The organism is Brevundimonas sp. SH203 (assembly GCF_002157625.1).
In the GTDB taxonomy this organism is placed as follows: Bacteria; Pseudomonadota; Alphaproteobacteria; order Caulobacterales; family Caulobacteraceae; genus Brevundimonas.
Map to the genome: position 1 here is coordinate 145,117 of NZ_BDMM01000003.1, position 17,218 is coordinate 162,334.

General features: G+C 67.2%; 16 protein-coding genes. 7 read left to right on the forward strand and 9 right to left on the reverse strand.

Annotated elements, in window-relative coordinates:
• Window positions 1–163: 163 nt before the first annotated feature.
• Window positions 164–1,450 (reverse strand): MFS transporter, encoded by a 1,287-nt coding sequence (locus tag SH203_RS07715; protein WP_087120299.1) that lies wholly within the window; start codon window positions 1,448–1,450, stop codon window positions 164–166.
• A gap of 86 nt (window positions 1,451–1,536) precedes the next feature.
• Window positions 1,537–2,472: a 2-keto-4-pentenoate hydratase gene (locus SH203_RS07720; RefSeq protein WP_234989425.1), complete on the reverse strand. Its 936-nt coding sequence runs from the start codon at window positions 2,470–2,472 to the stop codon at window positions 1,537–1,539.
• Window positions 2,473–2,531: 59 nt separating this feature from the next.
• On the opposite strand from SH203_RS07720, the gene SH203_RS07725 reads away from it, so the two are divergent.
• Window positions 2,532–3,581 (forward strand): LacI family DNA-binding transcriptional regulator, encoded by a 1,050-nt coding sequence (locus SH203_RS07725; protein ID WP_234989426.1) that lies wholly within the window; start codon window positions 2,532–2,534, stop codon window positions 3,579–3,581.
• Window positions 3,582–3,647: 66 nt separating this feature from the next.
• Here the strand turns inward: SH203_RS07725 and SH203_RS07730 are convergent, their stop codons facing one another.
• Entirely contained in the window at window positions 3,648–4,310 is a 663-nt protein-coding gene (locus SH203_RS07730; RefSeq protein ID WP_087120301.1) for an RpiB/LacA/LacB family sugar-phosphate isomerase, read from the reverse strand.
• A gap of 196 nt (window positions 4,311–4,506) precedes the next feature.
• Between SH203_RS07730 and kduD the strand changes: the two genes are divergently transcribed.
• Window positions 4,507–5,265 (forward strand): 2-dehydro-3-deoxy-D-gluconate 5-dehydrogenase KduD, encoded by a 759-nt coding sequence (gene kduD / locus SH203_RS07735; RefSeq protein WP_087120257.1) that lies wholly within the window; start codon window positions 4,507–4,509, stop codon window positions 5,263–5,265.
• 192 nt (window positions 5,266–5,457) lie between these two features.
• Window positions 5,458–6,501, forward strand: a complete 1,044-nt coding sequence (locus SH203_RS07740; protein WP_087120258.1) for a sugar kinase — start codon at window positions 5,458–5,460, stop codon at window positions 6,499–6,501.
• 96 nt (window positions 6,502–6,597) lie between these two features.
• On the opposite strand, the gene SH203_RS07745 is transcribed toward SH203_RS07740, so the two are convergent.
• From SH203_RS07745 to SH203_RS07755, 3 genes are read right to left on the reverse strand one after another with little or no spacing between them, the layout of a single operon-like run.
• Window positions 6,598–7,590, reverse strand: coding sequence for a nitronate monooxygenase family protein (locus tag SH203_RS07745; protein ID WP_087120302.1), 993 nt, complete (start codon window positions 7,588–7,590; stop codon window positions 6,598–6,600).
• Between the two features lie 28 nt (window positions 7,591–7,618).
• Entirely contained in the window at window positions 7,619–8,791 is a 1,173-nt protein-coding gene (locus SH203_RS07750) for an acetyl-CoA C-acetyltransferase (RefSeq protein ID WP_087120303.1), read from the reverse strand.
• Window positions 8,792–8,813: 22 nt separating this feature from the next.
• The gene (locus tag SH203_RS07755) at window positions 8,814–9,575 is read right to left on the reverse strand and encodes an SDR family NAD(P)-dependent oxidoreductase (RefSeq protein WP_087120304.1); all 762 of its coding nucleotides are present in this window, start codon (window positions 9,573–9,575) and stop codon (window positions 8,814–8,816) included.
• 249 nt (window positions 9,576–9,824) lie between these two features.
• On the opposite strand from SH203_RS07755, the gene SH203_RS07760 reads away from it, so the two are divergent.
• Genes SH203_RS07760 through SH203_RS07775 form a run of 4 tightly spaced genes read left to right on the forward strand, consistent with a single transcriptional unit; the run spans window position 9,825 to window position 14,407 of the window.
• Window positions 9,825–11,363 carry an acyl-CoA synthetase gene (locus SH203_RS07760; protein ID WP_087120305.1) on the forward strand — a complete coding sequence of 513 codons (1,539 nt, stop codon included), beginning with the start codon at window positions 9,825–9,827 and terminating at the stop codon, window positions 11,361–11,363.
• Window positions 11,360–12,541, forward strand: coding sequence for an acyl-CoA dehydrogenase family protein (locus SH203_RS07765; RefSeq protein ID WP_087120306.1), 1,182 nt, complete (start codon window positions 11,360–11,362; stop codon window positions 12,539–12,541). Before SH203_RS07760 ends, SH203_RS07765 begins: the two co-directional genes overlap by 4 nt.
• Window positions 12,534–13,598 carry a phosphotransferase gene (locus SH203_RS07770; RefSeq protein WP_087120307.1) on the forward strand — a complete coding sequence of 355 codons (1,065 nt, stop codon included), beginning with the start codon at window positions 12,534–12,536 and terminating at the stop codon, window positions 13,596–13,598. The genes SH203_RS07765 and SH203_RS07770 overlap by 8 nt, the downstream gene beginning before the upstream one ends.
• The gene (locus SH203_RS07775; protein ID WP_087120308.1) at window positions 13,595–14,407 is read left to right on the forward strand and encodes an enoyl-CoA hydratase/isomerase family protein; all 813 of its coding nucleotides are present in this window, start codon (window positions 13,595–13,597) and stop codon (window positions 14,405–14,407) included. Before SH203_RS07770 ends, SH203_RS07775 begins: the two co-directional genes overlap by 4 nt.
• A gap of 9 nt (window positions 14,408–14,416) precedes the next feature.
• Here SH203_RS07775 and SH203_RS07780 read toward each other — a convergent pair whose 3' ends face one another.
• From SH203_RS07780 to SH203_RS07790, 3 genes are all read right to left on the reverse strand, one after another.
• A complete protein-coding gene (locus SH203_RS07780) occupies window positions 14,417–15,616 on the reverse strand; it encodes an NAD(P)/FAD-dependent oxidoreductase (protein WP_087120309.1) in 1,200 nt (399 codons plus the stop codon).
• Between the two features lie 3 nt (window positions 15,617–15,619).
• Window positions 15,620–15,934 (reverse strand): 2Fe-2S iron-sulfur cluster-binding protein, encoded by a 315-nt coding sequence (locus SH203_RS07785; RefSeq protein ID WP_087120310.1) that lies wholly within the window; start codon window positions 15,932–15,934, stop codon window positions 15,620–15,622.
• A 159-nt stretch (window positions 15,935–16,093) separates the two neighbouring features.
• Window positions 16,094–17,197: an NAD(P)-dependent alcohol dehydrogenase gene (locus SH203_RS07790; RefSeq protein WP_087120311.1), complete on the reverse strand. Its 1,104-nt coding sequence runs from the start codon at window positions 17,195–17,197 to the stop codon at window positions 16,094–16,096.
• Window positions 17,198–17,218: the final 21 nt, after the last annotated feature.

Consider the following 17,218-nt stretch of genomic DNA (forward strand, 5'->3'; position numbering starts at 1 on the left):
ATGTCGATCTTCACGGCGCCGATCGCCGTGCGGCGCCGTTGGCGTCCGCCTGTCCCGCCTCCTTCCGCTCGCGGTCGCGGGCGTCCCCGCCAAACGTCTGCAGGCGACGAAAAGGCCGGGCTTGCGAGCCCGGCCTTTCCGCTTTTACGAAGAGGTTTGGTCCTCAGACCTTGGCTGGCGCATAGTTGGGCGACAGCAGATGCACGACCAAGAGGGCGATCAGATAGGCCGATGCGGCCACGATGAAGATCGGCGTATAGGTGCCGATCTTTTCCAGGACGAAGCCGGCGTATTTTGCCATAGCCATGCCGCCGATGCCGCCCAACATGCCGCCGATCCCCACGACCGACCCCACGGCCGCACGGGGGAAGACATCGGCCGGAAAAGCGTACAGATTGGCTGAAAACCCTTGGTGAGCGGCCGTGGCCAGGCCGATGATCCCAACGGCGACCCACAGGTTCGAAGCGGAGGCTGCGAAGGCCACTGGAACCGCGCACAGGGCGCAGATCAGCATGGTGATCTTCCGCGCTCGGTTCAGCTTCATGCCCCGATGCATGAAGCGCGACGACAGCCAGCCGCCGCCTACGGACCCGACATCGCTGAGCAGATAGATGGCCACGATGGGAGGACCGAACGTCTTCAGATCCAGTCCATAGGTCTTGCCCAGGAAATCCGGCAACCAGAACAGGAACATCCACCAGATTGGGTCGATCAGGAACTTGCCCAGCGCATAGGCCCAGGTTTCCTTGACCGTCAGCAGCTTGGTCCACTTCACCTTTTCGATCACGTCGGCAGGGTCTTGTTCGATATAGGCCAGTTCTGTCGCCGACAGCCCCCTCACCTCTCGCGGGCGGCGATACATCAAAAGCCAGATCGGAAGCCAGATCAGACCCAATAGGCCTGTGATGACGAAGGCCATCTGCCACCCGAACGCCAGAACCAGACCCGGCACGATCAGGGGCGTGACGATCGCGCCGATGTTCGTGCCGGCGTTGAACAGACCCGTCGCCAGGGCGCGCTCCTTCTTGGGGAACCATTCGGCGACCGCCTTGATGCTGCCCGGAAAGCCGCCGGCCTCCCCCACCCCCAGAACCATGCGCGCCATCATGAAATGCGACAGATCACGGGCGGCGCCATGCATCATGTGGCCGATCTGCCAGATGCCGAACGCGATCCCCAGACCCCAGCGCGCTCCTATTCGGTCCATGATCCGCCCCCAGAGCAGATAGGCCACCGCATAGGACGCCTGAAACCAGAAGACGATGTCCGCATAGTCCGTTTCCGACCATCCGAACTCGCCCGACAGCGTCGGCTTCAGAAAGCCGATCATCTGGCGATCGACATAGTTGATGACCATGGCCGCGAACAGCAACCACATGATGATCCAGCGATATTTTCCTGGTGACGGCGCCTTGATCTTGATCGGCGGCGCGACTGAGGCGTCTGACATTCTCTTACAGCCCGTTTCTGATGTTTCCTCGACACGTCCCGTCTCTGATCGCCGAGGCGATGGACAGGTTGGCGTCCGGTGATGGTTTAGTCGCCGTCGGCCGGGACGACCGAGCAGTGAATCTCCGTCACACCGCGAAAGATGCACACCGCCTCGTCGCCGGCCTGCGCGCGATGAACGCCGGTCACGGCGCCGGTGGTCACCAGGGTTCCAGCCGTCAAGGGGCGGCCCCATCGGGCGCAATGCTCCAGCAGGAAGCGCACGGATTCCAGCGGACCTCCTTCCAGCGATCGCGAACCGCCTCGACCGACGCTGGCGCCGTTGATGACCGTCTCGACCGCGATGTCGTCGATCTGTTCGCGCCAGTTCTTCACTTCGGGCCCGACGACCACCCCTCCGTTGTTGCCGAAGTCCGCAGCGACGACGGTCGGTCCCAGGTCGTTGATGCTGGCCAACGGACTGCCGGCCAGTTCGACGCCGACGAAGACCTTGTCGACGACATTCCGCGCCTCGTTCAAGGTCCATTCCGTCTTGAGCGGATCGACGTCGGCGCCGATGCGCGCGATGAACTCGGCTTCGACCGCCGCAAAGCCCCCATTGATGACCGGCAGAAGCGTGGGCGCACGGCCGTCATAGAACCAGACATTGCGGTCGAACACCGCGCCGGCCAAGCGATGCACGCCCAACGTCGCCTGAAGCGACGCAGCGACCCCTCCGACTTTCCATCCCGCCAAACGATCGGGAAACAGATCGATGGCGATGTCCTGAATGGCGTAGGCCTCGGCCATCGCGCGGGGTTCGACCCCTGGAAACCCAGGCAATGAACGCCGTTCCAGACGCGCGGCGACAAATCGCTCCGCGATCTCCGTGCTTTTGGCTGGCTGGTGGGATGACGTGACGACCGTCGCGTTCATCGCCCGGAACTCAGAAAGGGAATCGTGGAAATCAAGGAAACGGCCTCGTGAAGACCCGTCGATAAAAACGACGATGGTAACCGGTGTCAATCTAGTTTTGCGGCTCACGATGGCGTCGCGCGTCGCGAGCGGCTATGCCTAGAGTTCAGACAAGGGAGGAGCCGGCCTTGGCTCAAGACGATCCGCGATCCGGCAAACCGGGCAAGCGGGCCACGATCAACGACGTCGCCCGTGAGGCGAAGGTCTCCAAAAAAACCGTCTCGCGGGTCATCAATCAATCGCCCTTCGTCAAGGCGGACACGCGCGAGCGGGTGAACGCCGTCATTGAGGCGCTGGGTTTCACCCCAGACCCCCAGGCCCGCGCACTGGCCTTTCGCCGCTCGCTGTTGGTCGGCCTCATCTACGACAACCCCAGCCCGACCTATGTAGTGAATATGCAGCAGGGCGTGCTGGACGCCCTGAAAGGTTCGGGCCTGGAACTCGTCGTCCACCCCTGCAACCGCGATATGCCGACCTTGCTCGACGACATCCGCGGCTTTGTGGAGCGTCAGCGCCTTTCCGGCGTCATCATGCCCCCTTCGGTGTCCGAGGATCAGAGGGTCATCGCTCTGTTGCGCGAAATGGACTGCCCCTATGTCCGCATCGCCTCCGTCGCTCTGGACGAACCCGAGGCGATGCTCGTCACCAACGACGGGATGGGCGCCGCAGAGGCCGCCAACCATCTGGCGTCTCTCGGACACCGGCGGATAGGGCTGGTGCGCGGGCCGGACCTCTTTCGGTCTTCCGCGGTGAGAAGCAAGGGCTTCCTGGACGCCCTTGCCGAGCGGGGTATTCCGCTGGACCCGTCTTATGATTTCAAGGGCGCCTATACTTTCGAATCAGGCGTGGCGGCTGGTCATGCCCTGCTGGCTCTGGAAACGCCGCCTACCGCGATCTTCACTCTGAATGACGATATGGCCATCGGCGTCATGCAGGCGGCTCGCGAGCGGGGATTGGAGCTGCCGCGCGACCTCTCGGTCGTGGGATTCGACGATCTCCCCATGGCCGCCAGGGTCTGGCCGAACCTGACGTCTGTGCGTCTGCCTATCCGCGACATGGGACGAATGGCGGCGGAAAAACTGTTGGCGCCGATGCGTGGCCTCGACCCGACAGGCCTGAACCAGGCCGAAGTCCGTCCGACCTTGATCGTGCGAAACTCCGCCATCAAAGCCGCCTGACCATTCAGGGCCTCGCAGGGGGGCGATACGTCGATCCCGACGTTTCGCCCCCGGCGCCTGTGAACTCTACGCCGTTTCGACAGCCGAAGACGAAGCGAGAACGCCCTTCAGATAGTCGCGGATGCCTTCGTCCGTGGCGTTGGCGAAGAAGTAGTCCTGGAAACGCTCGCCGGCGATGGCGGCCTTCAGCAGGTCCTGATCCATCGCCTTCAACACCGTCAGCAGATCGTGGCAGGCAGCCGCCTTCAGGTCGCTGAGGACGCCGCGGTTCTTGCGCATGATCTCGGCGCGCTCCTTGGGATAGCCCAGCCCCCGCTCGCCGTCGAACAGCTTGCGATAGACGTCCTGCAGGTTCAGTTCGGCCGCCCAGCCGAAGCCCTTGGCGTAGGGCATGGAGATGGCGTTGCCGTCATTGATCTGACCGAACAGGAAGGCGTCCGTCGGATCGATCACCAGACCACAGAAGACGCCCGGCATGCTGTTGCAGGCCAACATCGAACCCATGCCCGTCCCACAACCCGTGACGACGAAATCCGCCGCGCCTGAATTCAGAAGAATGGCGGCCAGCACCCCGTTCATCACATAGGTCAGCGACGCCTTATCCTCGGCCGCATACATTCCATAGTGAAAGACCTCGTGACCCAGCGGCTTCGCCACGGCGGTCAGCGCGGCATGCACCGTCTCGCTTTTGGCGGCCTGGCTGTTTTCGATGATGAGAGCGATCTTCATGGATGGGGATTCCTCAAAAGGGTGGCGGCGCAACACCGGACAGATGTCGATTATGGCCTAGTCCATTGCATCCTAATATGACACCGGTTACCAAGTCCACAGCAAGCGTATCGCAGACGTCATAGGCACGCCCGTTTCCAGCGCGCCATTAGCGATCGACAGCTCACGAAGAAAACAGGATAGGACGAGGAAACCAATGAGCAATCCGTTTGATCTGACGGGCAAGGTTGCGCTGGTGACGGGCGGCAACGTGGGTCTGGGTCAGGGCATCGCCCTGGCCCTGGCCGAGGCGGGCGCCGACATCGTTTCGGTGGCCCTGGCCGATTCCGACGACACCGTGGCCCGGGTGAAGGCCATGGGCCGTCGCGCCCACGCCGTCAGCGCCGACCTGACCTCCATCGAGCCCGTCGAGCGCGTGCTGGCCGAGGCGTTGGAGGCGATGGGCCGGGTCGACATCCTGGTCAACAACGCCGGCCTGATCCGCCGCGCCGACGCGGTCGACTTCACCGAGGCCGACTGGGACCTGGTGATGAACATCAATCTGAAGACCGTCTTCTTCATGAGCCAGGCGGTCGCCCGCCTGTTCATCAAGCAAGGCGACGGCGGCAAGATCATCAACATCGCCTCCATGCTGTCCTTCCAGGGCGGCATCCGCGTGCCCTCCTATACGGCGTCCAAGTCGGGCGTGGCGGGCCTGACCAAGCTGATGGCCAACGAATGGGCGCCGCACGGCATTACCGCCAACGCCATCGCCCCCGGCTATTTCGCCACCGCCAACACCCAGGCCCTGCGCGAGGACCCGGTGCGGTCGGCCGAGATCCTGGGCCGCATCCCCGCCGGTCGCTGGGGCCAGCCCTCGGACCTGGGCGGCGCCGCCGTCTTCCTGGCCAGCCGGGCCTCCGACTATGTCCAGGGCGCCATCCTGCCGGTCGACGGCGGCTGGCAGGCGCGCTGATCTGGAAATCGTCATCCTCGGGCCTGTCCCGAGGATCCATAATCACGGTTTCAAAGGTTGGCGCACTCTGCCGACCCACCGGGAGTATGGATCCTCGCCACAAGGGCGAGGATGACGACAAAAGACTGAAGGCGTTCGCTCTCGTCTCGCCTTCAGGCAAGGTGCATATCCGATCCCGCTGCGGTTAGTCTCATGTCCCAGAACGCCTTATCCAGACACATCCTCTGCTTCGGCGAGATGCTGCTGCGGCTGTCGCCGAACCAGAACGAACTGCTGCTGCAGTCCCCCGCCCTGACCGTGCGTCCGGGCGGGGCCGAGGCCAATGTCGCGGTGTCCCTGGCCCGGTTCGGCGTTCCGACGCGGATGGCCACCGTCCTGCCCGACAACGCCCTGGGCCGCGCGGCCCGCGATGCGGTGCGCCAGCACGGCGTCGACACCACCCCCATCGTCTTCACGCCGGGCCGGATGGGGCTGTATTTCCTGACGCCGGGCGCGGTCAGGCGTCCGTCCGAGGTTCTCTATGACCGCGCCGGTTCGGCCTTCGTCCAGCATGTGAACGCGGTCTTCGACTGGGACCGGCTGCTGGACGGGGTGGAATGGCTGCACGCCTCGGGCGTCACGCCCGCGACCGGCCCCAACGGCTCGGCCGCCGCCGTCGCCCTGATCGAGGCCGCCGTCCGCAAGGGCGTCAAGGTCAGCTATGACGGCAACTTCCGCGGCAAGCTGTGGGAGCAGTGGGACGGCGATCCGCCCGCGACCCTGGGCCGGATGCTGGCGGGGGCCAGCATCGCCTTCGCCGACGACCGCGACTTCGCCCTGGTGCTGAAGACGACGTTCGACAGCCCCGATCCGGCCGAGCGTCGTCGCCGGGCCGCCGCCGCCGCCTTCGCCGCCTTCCCTCGACTGGAGCGGATCGCCTGCACCCTGCGGGTTCAGGACAGCGTCGCCGACCAGGCCCTGTCCGCCGTCCTGCTGACCCGCGACGGCGACGAGGTGATCGAGACCCGAACCGAGGCCATCCATCTGACCGGCGTCATCGACCGCGTCGGCGGCGGCGACGCCTTCGCCTCCGGCGTCCTCTTCGGTCTGTGGAGCGGCTGGTCCGATCAACAGGCGCTGGACTTCGGCCTGGCCGCCGCCGGCCTGAAACACGCCATCCCCGGCGACTTCAACCTGGCCTCCGCCGAAGACGTCCACGCCGCCCTGGGCGACGGCGGGTTCGACATCCGGCGATAGGCCGACCGATGAGACATCCGCCTCGATCTGCACCCAGCCCCATCCAGGGCGAATGTGTCGAAAGCGGCCCTCTCTCGGCCTCGGCATAGTTATGGATCAGGCGACATGATCCCCGGCGAGCATTCCGGCCAGACGACGGCTGATTATCGTTTCGGCGTCGGCGATCATCGTGGCGAGCAGGTCGCGGCAGGTCGGGATGTCGTGGATCAGGCCCTGGACCTGTCCGGCCCAGATCAACCCCTTGTCCAGATCGCCGGTCTCAAGGGCTTCGCGCCCCAGCGCGCCCGAGACCAGCGGGCCAACGTCCTCGAAGACCGCGCCGGGCTTCAGGGATCGGGCCACGACCTCGTCCGACACGCTGTTGCGCGCGACGCGGCCGGTGTTGTGGAACTGGCGGAAGATCAGGTTCGTCGCCCGTTCGTCATTGGCGACCAGGAACTGTTTGATCTTGTCGTGGATCGGGGCCTCGACCGTCGCGCAGAACCGGGTGCCCATATTGACCCCTTCGGCGCCCAGGGCCAGGGCCGCCGCCAGACCTCGACCGTCCGCGATCCCGCCCGAGGCGATGACCGGGATCGCCACCTTGTCCACGGCCGCCGGGATCAGGACCAGACCGGCGATGTCGTCCTCGCCCGGATGACCCGCGCATTCGAAGCCGTCGATGGAGATGACGTCCACGCCCATCCGTTCGGCCGCGACCGCATGGCGGACGGCCGTGCATTTGTGCAGCACGGTCACGCCGTGGGCCTTGAAGTCCTCGACATGTTCCTGGGGCCGATGGCCGGCGGTCTCCACGATGGTCACGCCGCTGTCGATGATCGCCTTGCGATATTCGGCATAGGGCGGCGGACTGACCGAGGGCAGGATAGTCAGGTTCACGCCGAAGGGCTTGTCGGTCAGGGTCCGGCACCGATCGATCTCGCGACGCAGCGCATCGGGCGACCCCGGCGTCAGACCCGTCAGAATGCCCAGGCCGCCCGCATTGGAAACGGCGGCGGCGAGTTCGGCGCGACCCACCCACATCATGCCGCCCTGGACGACGGGGTGTTCGATGCCGAGCAGGGCGGTCAGGCGGGTTCTTATCGCCATCAGCCCGCAAACCTTCTGGTTACGCCCATCACAAGGCCTCGACGATGGTGACGTTGGCGACGCCGCCGCCTTCGCACATGGTTTGCAGCCCGTATTTCCCGCCCCGCGCGCGCAGGGCGTGGATCAGGGTGGACATCAGCTTGGTCCCCGAGGCGCCCAGAGGATGGCCCAGGGCGATGGCGCCGCCGTTCACGTTCAGCCGGTCGGGATCGGCGTCCAGCGCCTGGAGCCAGGCCAGCGGCACGGGCGCGAAGGCCTCGTTGACCTCATAGAGGTCGATGTCCTGAATCCGCAGCCCGGCCCGTTCCAGCGCGCGCTTCGTCGCCGGGATCGGTTCTTCCAGCATGATGACCGGATCGCCCGCCGTGACCGTGAAGTTGTGAATGCGCGCGATCGGCGTCAGGTCGAAACGCTTCAGCGCCGCCTCCGACACGATCAGCGCGCCGGATGCGCCGTCGCAGATCTGGCTGGCGTTGGCGGCGGTGACGACCCCGCCCTCCGTCAGGGTCTTGACCGAGCCGATGCTGTCCATCGTGGCGTCGGGACGAACACCCTCGTCACGAAGATGCGTTTGGGGGCCGTCGGGCGTCTGGATTTCAAGCGGCACGATCTCGGCGTCGAAGGCGCCCGCCCCGGTCGCCGCGGCGGCCCGCTGGTGGCTTCGCAGGGCGAAGGCGTCCAGGGCCTCGCGGTCGAAGCCGTATTTGCGCGCGATCATCTCCGCGCCCTCGAACTGGCTGAAGACGTCGCGGCCGTAGCGCGCCTTGATCCGGGCGCTCAGCGGGCCTTCGCCGATGCCCTTTTCCTGATGAAAGCTCATATTGGTGAACATCGGCACGCGGCTCATGCTCTCGGCGCCGGCGGCGATGACCACGTCCTGGGTTCCGCTGAGAACGGCCTGGGCGGCGAACTGCACCGCCTGCTGGGACGAGCCGCACTGGCGGTCGATGGTCACGGCCGGGACCGATTCCGGCAGACGCGAGGCCAGCACGGCGTTGCGGCCGAAGGCGAAGGCCTGCTCGCCCGCCTGGGTGACGCAGCCCATGATCACGTCGTCGATCGCGGCCGGGTCGATGCCCGAGCGCTCGACCAGGGCGTTCAGGATTTCCGCCCCCAGGTCCGCCGGATGCCATCCGGCCAGACGGCCGTTGCGGCGTCCGCCGGCGGTGCGCAGGCTCTCGACGATATAGGCTTCGGCCATGGCCGTTTCTCCCTGATCAGATTCAGCGCGGGGCCATGCGGATGGCGCCGTCCAGACGGATGGTCTCGCCGTTCAGCATCGGATTGGTCACGATGGCCTCCACCAGCTGGGCGTATTCGTCCGGGTCGCCCAGGCGGGCGGGGAACGGCACCTGCTGGCCCAGCGAATCCTGCGCCTCCTGCGGCAGGGTCGCCAACAGCGGCGTCAGGAACAGGCCCGGCGCGATGGTCGTCACCCGAATGCCGTATCGGGCGAACTCGCGCGCGATCGGCAGGGTCATGCCCGCGATGGCCGCCTTGGACGCCGCATAGGCCGCCTGTCCGATCTGGCCGTCGAAGGCGGCGACGCTGGCGGTGTTGACGATCACGCCGCGCTCCTCGCCCACGGTTTCGGCGTCGTGCAGCCGCTCTGCGAACTTGGACAGGACGTTGAAGCTGCCGATCAGATTGACCGTGACGATCCGCACGAAGTCGGCCAGGGGAATGGCCTTGCCGTCGCGGCCGATGACCTTGGCGGGCGGGCCGATGCCGGCGCAGTTCACCAGGATGCGCGCCTTGCCGTTCAGGCCCTCGGCCTCGGCCAGGGCGTCGGCCACCGCCTGTTCGTCGGCGACGTCCGCGACCGCGAACCGGCCGCCGATCTTGGCGGCGGTCTCGGCCGCCAGGTCGGGGTTGCGATCCAGGATCGTGACCTTGGCGCCGGCCCTGGCCAGGCGGGCGGCGGTCGCCCCGCCCAGGCCCGAAGCGCCTCCGGTGACGATGGCGGCATGTCCGGCGATGTTCATGTCTCGGTCTTCCTTGAAAGGGTGATCGCCGGGGCCAGCGGCCGACAGCGGCGCCGAGCCTCTCCAGCAGGCGATTTCACGCTAGGGCCGATCGGGGGCGAAGGCTTTGCCCTCGATTGTTGCAAGATTTGACGTTTCTTGCGCCGCCCTTGCGCCGCACCTCCGACTTCGGCTCGCATCGGCTCAACAAGATTATCGGGCGGCCCGGGATGGACCTGGCGCATGACCCGAAACCGGAGGAGTCCCTCGATGGCGCAGGCCGCACACCCGCTGGGCCATGCCCGGCGCGTGCCCGACAAACCCGCCTGTATTCTGGCCGAGACCGGCGAGGCGATGACCTATGCCCAGCTGGAGGCGGCGGCCAATCAGGGCGCGCGGCTGATGCGGGCGCTGGGGCTGAAGCGCGGCGACGTCGTCGCGGTGGTGCTGGACAACGGCTTCGACACCTTCCGCATCGCCTGGGCCGCCCAGAGGATCGGGGTCTTCCTGACCAGCCTGTCCACCAAGAGCAGCATCGCCGACCTGACCTATATCCTGAAGGACGCCGACGCGCGGCTGGTGATCGCCTCGGACGGTCTGGCCGAAAACGTCCGCGAGGCGGCCGCGACGCTGGACATCGCCGCCTATTCCATCACGGGCGCCGCCGGACTGAGGAACTGGACAGAGGAACGATCCGCCCTTTCGCCCGACCTGCCCCAGGATGCGGAGCCGGGGACGGACATGCTCTATTCGTCGGGCACCACCGGACGGCCCAAGGGCGTGCGTCCGACCCTGCCGACCGGCCCGCTGGACGCCTCCACGCCCCTGATGGCGATGGGGCGCGATCTGTATGGAATGGATCAGGACACCGTCTATCTGTCCACGTCGCCGCTATATCACGCCGCGCCCCTGCGCTGGGCCATGACGGTGCATCGGTTCGGCGGCGCGGTGGTCATCATGCGCCAGTTCGATCCCGAACAGGCCCTGGCCCATATCGAACGCTATCGCATCACCGCCAGCACCTGGGTTCCGACCCATTTCGTGCGGATGCTGAAACTGCCCGAGGCGGTCCGCGCCCGATGCGACATGTCCAGCATGACGGCCGTCATCCATGCGGCGGCGCCCTGCCCCGTGCCGGTCAAACAGGCCATGATCGACTGGTGGGGGCCGATCATCCACGAATATTATTCCGGCACCGAGACCTGCGGCATCACCGCGCTGTCGGCCCAAGAGTGGCTGGCCAAGCCCGGCTCGGTGGGCCGGGCGGTGCTGGGAAAGGTGCGCATCCTGAACGCGGCGGCCGAGGAACTGCCGGTCGGAGAAGTCGGAGAGGTGTTCTTCTCCGACGGCCCGGCCTTCGCCTATCACAACGACCCGGAAAAGACGGCCCAGGCCCACAGTCCCCAGGGCTGGGCCACCCTGGGCGACATCGGCCATCTGGATGCGGACGGCTATCTGTTCCTGACCGACCGAAAGGGGTTCATGATCATATCCGGCGGGGTGAACATCTATCCGCAGGAGATCGAGAACCTGCTGATCACCCACCCGGACGTGGCCGATGTCGCCGTCATCGGCGCCCCGGACGAGGAAATGGGCGAACGGGTCGTGGCGGTGGTGCAGCCCGTGCGCTGGTCCGACGCCGGGCCTGAGCTGGCCCAGGCCCTGACCCGAATGGCGAGGGAACAGTTGGGCGGGGTCAAGACGCCGCGCCAGATCGACTTCCGCCAGACCCTGCCGCGCGAACCCACCGGCAAGCTGCTGAAACGCCTGATCCGCGACGACTATCACGCAAAGGACGCCCCCTCTTGACCCCGATTTCAGACGAGGCGCGCGGCATCGCCGCCCGCGTCGAGACCTTTGTGCGCCGGCAAGTGGCTCCCTATGAGCGCGACGCGCGATGCACGGCCCATGGCCCGACCGACGACCTGGTGCGCGAACTGCGGGACCTGGCCCGCGAGGCCGGCGTGCTGACGCCGCACATCCGACCCGACGGGTCGCACCTGAGCCAGCGCGAGACGGCCGTGGTGCTGCGGGCGTCGGGCCTGTCGCCTCTGGGCCCCATCGCCGTCAACGTCGCCGCGCCCGACGAAGGCAATATGTATCTGATCGGCAAGGTCGGCTCGCCCGAAATCAAGGCGCGCTTTCTGGAGCCGCTGGTGTCGGGACGCGCGCGGTCGGCCTTTTTCATGACCGAACCGGCCGAGGACGGCGGCGCGGGTTCGGACCCGTCGATGATGCGGACCACCTGTCGGCTGGACGGCGATCACTGGGTCGTCAACGGCCGCAAGGCCTTCATCACCGGCGCGGACGGGGCGGACATCGGCATCGTCATGGCGAAGTCGGACGAAGGCGCCTGCATGTTCCTGATCGACCTGCCCGATCCGGCGATCAGGATCGAGCGCATCCTGAACACCATCGACACCTCCATGCCCGGCGGCCATGCGGTCGTGACCATCGACAATCTGCGCATTCCGGCCGACCAGATGCTGGGCCACAGCGGCGAGGGCTTCAAATACGCCCAGGTCCGCCTGTCGCCTGCGCGCCTGTCCCACTGCATGCGCTGGCTGGGCGCCTGCACCCGCGCCCAGGAGATCGCCGTCGCCTACGCCGTGAAACGCCAGGCCTTCGGCAAGCCCCTGATCGACCACGAGGGCGTGGGCTTCATGCTGGCGGAAAACCGCATCGCGCTGAAACAGGCCGAACTGATGATCGACTGGTGCGCCGGCGTTCTGGACACGGGCGCCCAGGACACCGGCGCCTTGGGCACGGTCGAAAGCTCGATGGCCAAGGTCGCGGTGTCGGAGGGCCTTTACGCCGTGGCGGATCGCTGCGTTCAGGTCATGGGCGGAACAGGCGTGACCGACGACAGCATCGTGGCCCAGATCTATCGCGAACTGCGCGCCTTCCGCATCTACGACGGTCCCACCGAGGTCCATAAATGGAGCCTGGCCAAGGCCATCAAGCGCGAGGCGCGAACCGATGACTGACAACCCCAACGCCGGTTTCACCGCCGTCAGCGACAAACACCGTTTCGACGAGGCCGCGCTGGCGCAATGGATGGCCGCGGCCATTCCCGACTTCGCCGGTCCCCTGTCGGTGCATCAGTTCAAGGGCGGTCAGTCCAATCCGACCTATCGGCTGTCCACACCGGGCCGGAACTATGTTCTGCGCCGCAAGCCGCCCGGTCAGCTGGCGGACGGCGCCCATGCGGTCGAGCGCGAGGCCCGCATCGTGTCCGCCCTGGGCACGGTCGACTTCCCCGTGCCAAGGGTCCACGGCCTGTGCGAGGACGCCTCGGTCATCGGCACCGCCTTCTATGTGATGGATCTGGTCGAGGGCCGCATCTTCTGGGACGCGACCCTGCCCGACGTCCTCGCCGCCGACCGGCCCGCCTATTTCCACGCCATGGCCGACACCCTTGCCCGGCTGCACGACATCGACTACCGGGCCATCGGTCTGGAGGACTATGGCCGCCCGGACGCCTATGTCGCCCGTCAGGTCAGGCGCTGGAGCCGTCAGTATCAGGCCGATCTGGCCGAGGCCGGGCCGGAGAAGAATCTTGAGGCCCTGATCGACTGGCTAACGCAGCATATGCCGCCGGACGGCGCCCCCTCCATCGTCCACGGCGACTTCCGCATCGACAATATGATCTTCCATCCCACCGAGCCGCGCGTGGTGGCGGTGCTGGACTGGGAGTTGTCCACCATCGGCCAGCCCATCGCCGACTTCGCCTACAATATGATGATGTACCGCATCCCGCCGATGATGCTGGCGGGTCTGGTCGGCGCGGACCTGAAGACGCTCAATCTGCCCGGCGAGGCCGAATATGTGGAACGCTATCGCCGCCGGAGAGGCTTGGACGCCGTGCCCGACCTCGACTTCTACGTCGTCTTCAACCTGTTCCGCCTGGCGGCCATCTTCCATGGCATCAAGGCGCGGATCGCGCGGGGCACCGCCTCGTCCGCCCATGCGCGCGAGATGGTCGCCACCCTGCCCCTGATTTCCGAAATCGCCCTGCAACAAGCCCGACAGGCCCGCCTATGACCGAACCCGCCCCCCTGATCGTCGAGCGCCAGGGCGCAGTCGTCCGCCTGATCCTCAACCGCCCCGCCGCCGGAAACGCCATCGACGTCGCCTTGGCCAAGGCGCTGATGGAGGCGGCGATCGACTGCGATGAAGACCCGACGGTGCGTTGCGTGGTCCTGACCGGGGCCGGGCGCATGTTCTGCGTCGGCGGCGACGTGAAGCTGTTCGCCTCGGCCGGAGAGCGCATCCCCCATCTGCTGAAGGAACTGACCAGCTATCTCCATTCCGCCGTCTCCCGGCTGGCGCGGATGCAGAAGCCGCTGATCACCGTCGTCAACGGCCCGGCGGCGGGCGCGGGCTTCAGCCTGGCCCTGCTGGGCGACATCGCCCTGGCCTCGCCCAGCGCCAGCTTCACCCTGGCCTATGGCAAGCTGGGCCTGTCGCCGGACGGCGGCTCGACCTGGCTGCTGCCGCGCCTGATCGGCCTGCGAAACGCGCAGGAGCTGATGCTGACCGACCCGACCCTGTCGGCCGCGCGCGCCGCCGAACTGGGTCTGGTGACGCGGGTTTGCGATGCTGAGGATGCAGGGACCGAAGCGTCGCTGTCGCATCAAGCCGAGCAACTGGCGGACCAGTTGTCACGCTCGGCCGTCGGCGCTTGGGGCCGGACGCGCGAGCTGTTGCTGGGCGCTTACGGCGCCTCTCTGGAAGCCCATCTGGAGGCCGAGGCCCGCGCCATCGCCCTGGCCGGACGCGCCGCCGAAAGCCGCGAGGGCATCTCCGCCTTCGTCGCCCGCCGTCCCGCGGAATTCATCAGCGCGACCTGATCCGGCGGATCAGGTCGCCAGCACCTCGGCCGTGGCCCCGTTCGTGACCCAGGCCCGGCCCTTCATGAAGTCCTTGGCGGCGTTGATGGCGTCCACGGCGATGATCCGCCCCTCGCGCAGATAGACGACCGAAAAGCTGCGCGCCGCCGGATCGCCGCGCACGATCTCCTGATCATATCCGCCCGACAGGCCGATGGTCTGCAGCTTCAGATCGTACTGGTTGGACCAGAACCACGGCAGGGCGTCATGGTCGCGCCCCTGCCCCGTCAGTTCGCGCGCGACGGTGGCGGCCTGCTCCGTCACGCTGGGCACGGATTCGATGCGGATGCGGCCAGTCCCGGCGAAACGGCTGGCCTGATTGACGCAGTCGCCGATGGCGAAGACGTCGGGCAGGCTGGTGCGGCAGCGGGCGTCCACGTCGATGCCGTTCGTCGTCCGGGCGCCCGCCGCCTCCAGCACCGCGACATTGGGGGTGATGCCGATGCCGACTATGACCAGATCCGCCGCGATCCGCTCGCCGTCCGCCAGCACGACCCCGGCGACCCGGCCCACGCCTTCCAGATGATCCACGCCCACGCCCAGCCGGAGGTCCACGCCCCGCGCCCGGTGTTCCTCGGCGAAGAAGGCCGACAGCTGCGGCCCCGCGACCCGCGCCAGCAGCCGGTCCTGGGCCTCAATCAGGGTCACGGCCTTGCCGAACTTCCGAAGAACCGCCGCCGCCTCCAGCCCGATATAGCCGCCGCCGACGATGGCCACGCGCGTCACGCCGGGCAGTTCGGCCAGGATGGCGTCGATGTCCGCCCGGCTGCGGACGGCGTGAACCCCGGCCAGACCGGCGCCCTCGCACGTCATCCGGCGCGGCGACCCGCCCGCGGCCCAGACCAGGACGCCATAGCTCATCCGTCGGCCGGAAGCCGTCTCGACCTCCCGACTCTCGGGGTCCACGCGCACCACCGTCTCGCCGGTGATCAGGGCGACGGCCTTTTCGCTCCAGTAGGCGGCGGGGCGCAGATGCAGCCGGTCGAAGGTCTTGTCGCCGGCGAAATACTCCTTGGACAGGGGCGGCCGCTCATAGGGCGGTTCCGGCTCGTCCCCGACGATGGCGATGGTCCCCTGAAATCCGAGCTGGCGCAGCGAGATCGCGGTCTGGGCGCCGCCCTGGCCCCCGCCCACGATCAGCACGTCCGCATGATCAAGCTGCGCCGTCATGTCTCACTCCTCCGGCGCGATGCGCACGACCAGCCCCGCCGTGGCCGCCGTCACCGGCAGTTGGCAGGACAGGCGCGAGTTCGGCTGGCGATAGAGGCTGCATTCCAGCATGTCGGCTTCGTCCGCCCCCATCTCGGGCAGGGCCTCCGCCCCCTCCTCCACGAAGACATGACAGGTGGCGCAGGAGCAGGAGCCGCCGCACAGGGCCACAACCTCGTCGATCCCGGCGTTGCGGATCGCCTCCATCATCGACACGCCGATCTCGGCCTCGACCGCGACGGCCTCGCCTTCGCGCAGGATCACCGTGACGCCGGGCATCAGAGACGCTCCATCGTGGATTGGGGTTTCGGTTGGGACAGCAGGAACATCGGTCGACTTTCGGGAAAGGGCCGCCGATCAATCGCCGCGGGGCGACGATCGGCGTAGTTTTCCGGGGAGGGAACAGGAGCGTGACGGCGCGGGCCGCCACGAAACGGATCAGGGGATCAGGACGGCTTTCACGCATTCACCCTTATGCTGCGCCTCGACGGCGGCGTTGATTTCGGACAGGGGCCAGGTCCTGGTCAGCTTTTCGATGGGGAACCGGCCCTCGCGGTGCAGGGCCACCAGCTGCGGAATGAAGCCATCCAGGTCGCTGTCGCCCTCAATGATGCCCTGGATGCGATGGCCATAGGTGATCAGCCCGGCCAGATTGACCGACAGGCTGCTTTCGGGCCTGGGCGGCACCCCCACCAGACCCAGGACGCCGTGGCTGGCCAGGCTGGCCAGGGCCGCCTCGACCACCGGCTCGCGCCCGCTGGTCTCGAAGGCGTAGTCCACGCCGTCGGGCAGGATGGCCCGGATCGCCTCGGTCACGTTTCCGGCCGCCGGGTCGATCACATGGGTCGCCCCCAGCTCCAGCGCCAGGTCGCGCCGCGCCGCGATCGGCTCGACCAGGATGATGGTCGCACAGCCCTGGATGACCGCCCCCATCACCGCCGACAGACCGACCGGCCCGCCGCCGAAGACCGCCAGGGTCGACCCCGCCGGACAGGCCAGCGACCGCATGATCCCGCCCGCGCCCGTCTGAAAGCCGCAGCCCAGCGGCCCCAGGATTTCGAGCGGCGCATCGGCGTCCTCGATCTTCACGATGTTGCGCTCGAACGCCAGGGCGTGACTGGCGAAGGACGACTGGCCGAAGAAGTTGGACGAGACGGGCCGGCCGTCGATGCTCAGGCCCGTCGAACCGTCCTTGCGCGCCCCGGCGTAGTTCAGGGCCGGAAACTCGCGGCAATAGGACGGCAGATGGTCGTTGCAGCGCGAACAATGGCCGCAGCTGGCGAAGCTCAGCACCACCCGGTCGCCGGGCGCCACCTTGGTCACGTCGGCGCCGACCGCCTCGACGATGCCCGCGCCTTCATGGCCCAGCACGGCGGGCAGGGCCACGGGAATGAAGCCGTCGCGCGTGATCAGGTCGGTGTGGCACAGGCCGACGCCGGTGATCCGCACCCGCACCTCATCGGCGCGCGGGCTCTCCATCTCGACGCTCTCGATCGAGAAATCGGCGTGCGGTTTGCGGGCGACGGCGGCGGTGATCTGCATGGAGATTATCCTTGGAACGCA